Raw genomic sequence first — 6720 nt, 5'->3', positions numbered from 1 at the left:
CGGCTCAGGGCCCGCGAAACGCGCAGAGCAGGCCCCACAACCAACCCCCACGCCTTGCGGGGCCCGCTTAGCGCGGCTCAGGGCCCGCGAAACGCGCAGCGCAGGCCCCACAACCAACCCCCACGCGTTGCGGGGCCCGCTTTGCACGGCTCAGGGCCCGCGAAACGCGCAGAGCAGGCCTCACAACGCGTCAGGCGTGGTGCGTGAGTTCAGCGTCGGGTGCACTGGCTTCGGCAGGTGGCACGCCCCGCCTAGCGCCCTCCCCCGACGCGCGGGTGGCGACCCTCGGCGCAATAAGCACCCCGACGACGGCGATCACCGCCGTCAGCGCGAAGACCCCCGCAAACGAGTTCGTCGTCGTAAAGGCAGTAAAGACGAGTCCCGTGAGAGCCAGGGCGAGCGCGCCGCCGAGGGAATCGGAGATGGACATGGCCGCACTGTTGAAGCCCTGGTTTTCCGGGGTGGACAGCGCCAACGTCATCACGGAAAGCCGCGGGTACATGAGGCCCATCCCGGCGCCGGCGAGGATCCAGCCCCCAATCGCCACGGCCGCGGGCAGTGCAAACGCAGCCGTCACCAGCGTGGAGATCACGGCAACCAGCACCAGCGCGGCCCCGATTTTTACGGCGAGCGCGTCTGCCAGGCGAGCACCAAGACGCCCCTGAACGGCAGATGCCCCGGCCCAGGCCAGTGCGGCGCCGGTCAGCGTCAGTCCAGCAAAGGTGGGCGTGAACGCGTACCGCTCAGTCAGCAGGTACGGGAGGTACACCTCGGCCCCAAAGAATGCCGCGGACGCGAGCCCACGCACCAGAATCACGCTGGGCAACCCTCTGCGGGCGGTCAACGTTCCGCGGGGCACCAGTGGACGGACCGCCATCAGGGCAAGGACAAGCGCGACGACGGCAATCGCCCCGCCCACGCCCGGAACCTCTGCTGACAGGTTCAGTCCGAGGACGGCAACGGCTGCGAGCGCAGCCCACCCCATGCGGCCAAACGCCCACGGGACGGGCTCGGCGGCGGGTTCGGGAGAAGACCCGGAACCCATCCCCCGCACGGCCGGAACCACCATCAGCAGTGCCGGGACCACCAGCCCCACAACGCCCAGGAACACCCAGTGCCAACTGCTCAACTGGGCCACGACACCTGCGGCGAAGGGTCCCACCAAAGACGGAACCACCCAGGAGGCAGCGAAGGCGGCGAAGATCTTGGGATGCAGCGCGGGCGGGTACACACGGGCCACCAATACGTAGAGGGCCACTGTCATCGCGCCCCCGCCAAGCCCTTGAACCAGCCGACCCAACACCAGGATTTCCATGGAGCCGGCCATACCGGCAATCAGCAGTCCCACCACGAACAACGCCACCGAGGAATACAGGGGCGCCGCCGGACCACGACGATCCGACCAGTTCCCCGCTGCCACCATGCCCATCACGCCTGTTGCCAGCGGTCCTGCAAAGGCCAGCGCATAGAGGCTGGCTCCGTCGAGGTCGCGGCTCACCAGCGGCATGATGGTGGTTACTGCGAGGGACTCGAACGCGCTGAGGAATACCAAAGCGCAGGCGCCCACGGTGGCCAGCAGGTAGGGTCGGCTCAGTATCCCGGCCGTTGAGGTGTCAGAGGTCATGGTGGTTACCCTAGAACCTCAACTAATGTTGAGGTCAATCCATCGCCCTCCACCGGAAGCAATGTCATGTCGCAAGCCGCAACACACCGGCCCCTCACCATCGGCGAGCTGTCCGAGCGAAGCGGGGTGTCGTCGTCGGCCCTTCATTTCTACGAACGCAACGGGCTCATCGAAGCCGAGCGGACGGCCGGCAACCAGCGGCGGTATCGCCGCGACACGCTACGGCGGGTCGCGTTCATCAAGACCTCCCAGCGGGTGGGCCTGCCGTTGAAGGACATCCGCGAAGCGTTGGATTCCCTGCCGGACGGCCGGACCCCCACCAAACGGGACTGGGCAAGGTTGTCGCTGCGGTGGCGCACGGAGCTCGACGAACGCATCGCCGCGCTCCAGCACCTCCGCAACGATCTTGACGGGTGCATCGGCTGCGGCTGCCTGAGCCTGAAGTCGTGCACGCTGCAGAACCCCTCGGACGAGCTCGGCGCTTCTGGGGCCGGGGCGCAGCGCTGGAACTTGCCGGAATAGCAACAGGCGTTGCCTTCTGTCCGCCCGTAGCGGCACGCTTGGCATATGACTGAAAAAACGCACGACGGCGGTACTCCCCTGAGCGAACAGCCCACCAGCGCAGGCACCCACCAGCACGGACACCAGCACGAAGGCGCCCAGCAGCGTGGCCTTAACCTGCACGAGGACGCCGACAACGCCGTGGACATGTGGGACGGCATGTACCGGGAGCGGACCAAGGTCTGGAGCGGGAATCCCAACCCGCAACTAATGGCCGAAGCCAAGGATCTGAAACCCGGCCGGGCCCTGGATCTCGGCTGCGGCGAGGGTGGCGACGCCCTGTGGCTCGCAGCGCAAGGCTGGACCGTGACCGCTTTGGACGTGTCCGCCGTCGCGCTTGAACGGGCAGCTGCGCATGCCGCGGAAACCAGCCATGGCGACCGGATCACGTGGCAGCAGCAGGACCTTGCCGAGTGGAAGCCGGAGCCGGTGTTTGATTTGGTCTCGGCCCAGTTCCTGCACTCACCCCTGCTGCCGTGGCGCGACTCCGTGGCGTTGGCGGCGGCAGCAGTTGCGCCGGGTGGCACGTTGCTGGTGGTGGGGCATCATCCCCATGGGTTGCCGTCGTGGAGCCACCATCACGATTCGGGCATGTTCTTCACTCCGGAGCAGCTGGCCGGTGCGTTGCGGCTTGACCGTGAGCCGTGGTTTGTCGATGTGCTCACCGACAGGCGACGCGCCGTTGAAGGTCCCGACGGCGAGTCCGGTACCACTCTGGACACGGTCCTCAGGGCAACCAAGCACGCCTAAATGCCGTTGGGCAGCAGCTCCGCGTAGGGCGGGACCACGATTCCTGTGGCGGTGGAGTCCGGGTTCAACATCCACCCGACCCGCTTGGCCGTGTTCAGCATGACCACGCTCTCCACCAGTTCGATACCCGGGATGCGCTGCTGGACGGTGAGCTCCATCTCCAGGACTTCGGCCAGGGACCGCAGCCACATGATGATGGTGAAGTTGGTGCGCCCCGTGGTGGACGCAGCGAACCGGACATTCCGAATGGCACGCGACTCGATGGCCGCTGCCTCGTGCCGGCCCGGCGGGACGTTCGCAAACCACTGGATGGTCACGGGGTAACCCGAGAGTTGTTGGGCTATTTCGCAGCGGAAGGACAACGTCCTGCTGGCCAGCACCCTCCCCAGTTGCCGCTGGACCGTGGCCGGATTCCTTCCCAGGGCCCTGGCGATTTCCGCCGCAGTTGCCCGACCATCCCTGGCAAGGAACGGGATCAGCGCCAAGTGGCTCTCCGGGAGCGGAGTGGCCGTTGCATCGGGCCCTAACGGATTGGTGGACTCTGGTCCTGCGAGCGCCCGGATTGCCTGCTGCTCAGCCTTGGTCAGGACGTTGAGGCGCCAGGCGTAACCGCTGATGTGGATGCGCGTGCACAGCGCCGTCTGGTACTTGGTGAGTCCACGGATTTCCTTCAGTCTTGGCAAGAACTGTGTGGTGAACTGTCCCAGATCCCGGGTGATCACCGTCAGCGTCAGGTCGCGGTTGCTCGCCGCCTCCTCCACTGTGATGACTTCGGCAAGCTCCGCCAGGGCCGCGGTCACGTCCGGCCTGCGGTGCATTTCGCAGTCAACGTCCACCATGGCCAGGCACATGTTTTTCGGATCACCAGTGAGGTGCGACGTGGTCCAAGCCGCTCCTGCCTCCCGGAGCCGGTCCCAACGGGCCGCCAAGGTGGTGGCGTGGACACCCAGGACCTGCCCGGCATCCGACCAGCTGAGCCGGGGTGATATTTGCAGGGCGTTGATCAGGCGCAGGTCTTCCTCGCTGAGTTCCATTCCCCAATTCTCGCAGATGAGTGCATGTTTCCTGATTATCTTGGCAAAGCATGCATATTTCCAGATGTTTTCGAGCTTGTGAAGCACGTCACCACACAATGGCATGAGGAAGAGATCCCCGGATAGACCCAGGAGAAAACATGACCATTGCTGCCGACGCCAAGGACTTGCGGGACGACATTGTCCGTCTCCGGCACGAGCTTCACCGTGAACCGGAAATCGGCCTGCAGCTTCCCCGCACGCAGGAAAAGGTGCTCAAGGCATTGGATGGCCTGCCGTTCGAGATCACCCTTGGTGAAGAAACGACGTCGGTCACTGCGGTTCTCCGCGGCGGTGCCGGCCACGCTTCGGCTGAGAAGCCCGTGGTGTTGTTGCGCGCGGACATGGACGGACTTCCGGTCCAGGAGACCACCGGCGTGGACTACACCTCCCGCGTTGACGGCGCCATGCACGCCTGCGGCCACGACCTCCACACCTCCATGCTGGCCGGTGCTGCCACCCTCCTTGCAGAACGCCGGGATCAGCTGGCCGGCGATGTCATCCTCATGTTCCAGCCCGGCGAGGAAGGCTTCGACGGTGCGAGCTACATGATCAAGGAAGGCGTCCTGGAGGCAGCCGGCAAGCGCGCGGACACCGCCTACGGGATGCACGTGTTCTCCTCGCTGGAACCGCACGGCCAGTTCGTCACCAAGCCTGGCGTCATGCTCAGTTCCTCGGACGGGCTGGTTGTCACAGTCCTGGGAGCGGGCGGCCACGGCTCCGCTCCTTACTCAGCAAAGGACCCGGTCACGGCAGCCGCCGAGATGGTCACGGCGTTGCAGGTCATGGTCACCCGTCAGTTCAACATGTTCGATCCCGTAGTCCTGACCGTCGGTGTCCTGCACGCAGGGACCAAGCGGAACGTCATCCCGGAGACCGCCCGCATTGAAGCCACCATCCGGACCTTCTCCGAAGAGTCCCGTCGGAAGATGATGGAAGCAGTACCCAGGCTGCTCCACGGGATCGCGGCAGCCCACGGTTTGGAGGCGGACGTGCACTACCAAGAGGAATACCCCCTCACCATCAATGATGAGGACGAGACCACCACAGCGGAGAAGGTCATCGCCGGAATGTTCGGCGACTCCAGGCACACCCGGTTGGCCACTCCCCTGAGCGGTTCCGAGGATTTCTCGCGGGTCCTCGCCGAAGTCCCCGGCACCTTTGTGGGACTCAGCGCCGTTGCCCCCGGCGCCGACCACGCGACGTCGCCGTTCAACCACTCGCCCTACGCAACGTTCGACGACGGCGTCCTCACCGACGGTGCCGCGCTGTATGCCGAACTCGCGGTATCCCGCATCGCCGCCCTGGCCGGCAACTAGCGTCCAACCCCTTCCCCGCATCAGCTTGGAGAATCTCATGACCACCACCGCAGGAACGTCCCCCGACGTCACGGTCCACAAATCCCACGCGCGGACGCTCGTCGGAACCGGCATCGGCAACGCCGTTGAATGGTACGACTGGGCGATCTACGCAACGTTCTCACCGTTCATCGCCAGCGCCTTGTTCAGCCAGGCCGACCCCACGTCGGCTGTGCTGTCCACCTTGGCGATCTTCGCCGTCGGGTTTGTTGCCCGTCCGTTTGGCGGTTTCGTGTTCGGTTGGATCGGCGACAGGATCGGTCGCAAGACCTCCATGACCGTGGCCGTCGCGCTGGGAGCGGTGGGCAGCCTCCTTATCGGCATCGCGCCGACGTTCGCCGCCGTCGGCGCCTTCGCATCGGTGATGCTCCTGATCGCACGGCTCATCCAGGGCCTTGCGCACGGTGGTGAGTTGCCGTCGTCGCAGACTTACTTGTCCGAGATGGCACCCAAGGAACACCGCGGCTTCTGGGCAACCCTGATCTACACCTCCGGCACCGCCGGAATCCTGGCCGGAACGCTGCTGGGTGCCATCCTGACCAACGTCCTGAGCAAGGAAGAAATGAGCGCTTGGGGTTGGCGGATCCCCTTCCTGATCGGTGGAGCCCTGGGCATCTACGCCCTCTTCATGCGGGCCAAGATGAAGGAAACCGAGGCCTTCGAGGCGGAGGCTCCCAATGAGAAGCGCCTGCCGATCCTGCCGCAGATCATCAAGTACCGGAAGCAGGCGTTCCAGGTCATCGGCTTGACCGTAGGCCTGACGGTTGTCTACTACATCTGGGGAGTCGTGGCGCCGAGCTACGCAGCCACTGCTTTGAAAATGGACCGCGGTGAAGCCCTGTGGGCCGGTGTCATAGCCAATGTGGTGTTCATTGCCGCCCTGCCGTTCTGGGGCAAGCTCTCGGACCGGATCGGCCGCAAGCCCGTGATCATCGTTTCCGCCGCCGGCGCCGCCCTCCTGCACTTCCCCATGACGTGGCTGCTCAAGGACTCGCCGTGGCAGCTCGCGGTATCCATGTCCGTGATGCTGTTCTTCATCGCCGGCAGCGCCTCAATCGTCCCGGCCGTGTACGCCGAACTGTTCCCGACCCACATCCGCACCATCGGCGTCGGCGTTCCGTACTCCATCTGCGTGGCTGTCTTCGGCGGCACGGCCCCCTACCTGCAGACCTGGCTCGGCAGCATCGGGCAGGCCCAGCTGTTCAACGTCTATGCAGTGATCCTGCTGCTGGTGGGCATCGCGTTCGCCTTCTCCATCCCGGAGACCAAGGGCAAGGACCTGACCGTTTAGGCCCTCCTCCCCCAACTAGGTGACAGCACATGTTCCAATGAGCCCTCATTGCGACATGTGCTG

General features: G+C 65.2%; 6 protein-coding genes. 4 read left to right on the top strand and 2 right to left on the bottom strand.

Annotated features, from left to right (window positions below):
• Positions 1-190 precede the first annotated feature (190 nt).
• A complete protein-coding gene (locus RQH14_RS21735; RefSeq protein WP_311215193.1) occupies positions 191-1624 on the bottom strand; it encodes an MFS transporter in 1434 nt (477 codons plus the stop codon).
• Between the two features lie 66 nt (positions 1625-1690).
• Here RQH14_RS21735 and soxR point away from each other — a divergent pair, with 66 nt between their 5' ends.
• On the top strand, positions 1691-2146 hold the full coding sequence (gene soxR / locus RQH14_RS21730; protein ID WP_311215192.1) for a redox-sensitive transcriptional activator SoxR: 456 nt from the start codon (positions 1691-1693) through the stop codon (positions 2144-2146).
• Positions 2147-2191: 45 nt separating this feature from the next.
• Positions 2192-2935 carry a methyltransferase domain-containing protein gene (locus tag RQH14_RS21725; protein ID WP_311215191.1) on the top strand — a complete coding sequence of 248 codons (744 nt, stop codon included), beginning with the start codon at positions 2192-2194 and terminating at the stop codon, positions 2933-2935.
• On the opposite strand, the gene RQH14_RS21720 is transcribed toward RQH14_RS21725, so the two are convergent.
• Positions 2932-3969, bottom strand: coding sequence for an Lrp/AsnC family transcriptional regulator (locus RQH14_RS21720; protein WP_311215190.1), 1038 nt, complete (start codon positions 3967-3969; stop codon positions 2932-2934). The genes RQH14_RS21725 and RQH14_RS21720 overlap by 4 nt on opposite strands.
• 140 nt (positions 3970-4109) lie before the next feature.
• Between RQH14_RS21720 and RQH14_RS21715 the strand changes: the two genes are divergently transcribed.
• Positions 4110-5327: a M20 family metallopeptidase gene (locus RQH14_RS21715; RefSeq protein ID WP_311215189.1), complete on the top strand. Its 1218-nt coding sequence runs from the start codon at positions 4110-4112 to the stop codon at positions 5325-5327.
• Between the two features lie 37 nt (positions 5328-5364).
• Positions 5365-6657: an MFS transporter gene (locus RQH14_RS21710; RefSeq protein ID WP_311215188.1), complete on the top strand. Its 1293-nt coding sequence runs from the start codon at positions 5365-5367 to the stop codon at positions 6655-6657.
• The last annotated feature ends 63 nt before the right edge of the window (positions 6658-6720 follow it).

The organism is Arthrobacter sp. WCS2018Hpa-7 (assembly GCF_031843805.1).
GTDB lineage: Bacteria > Actinomycetota > Actinomycetes > Actinomycetales > Micrococcaceae > Arthrobacter.
The sequence above is the reverse complement of the archived record's forward strand: the minus strand, read 5'-3'. Positions and strand labels throughout refer to the sequence as shown.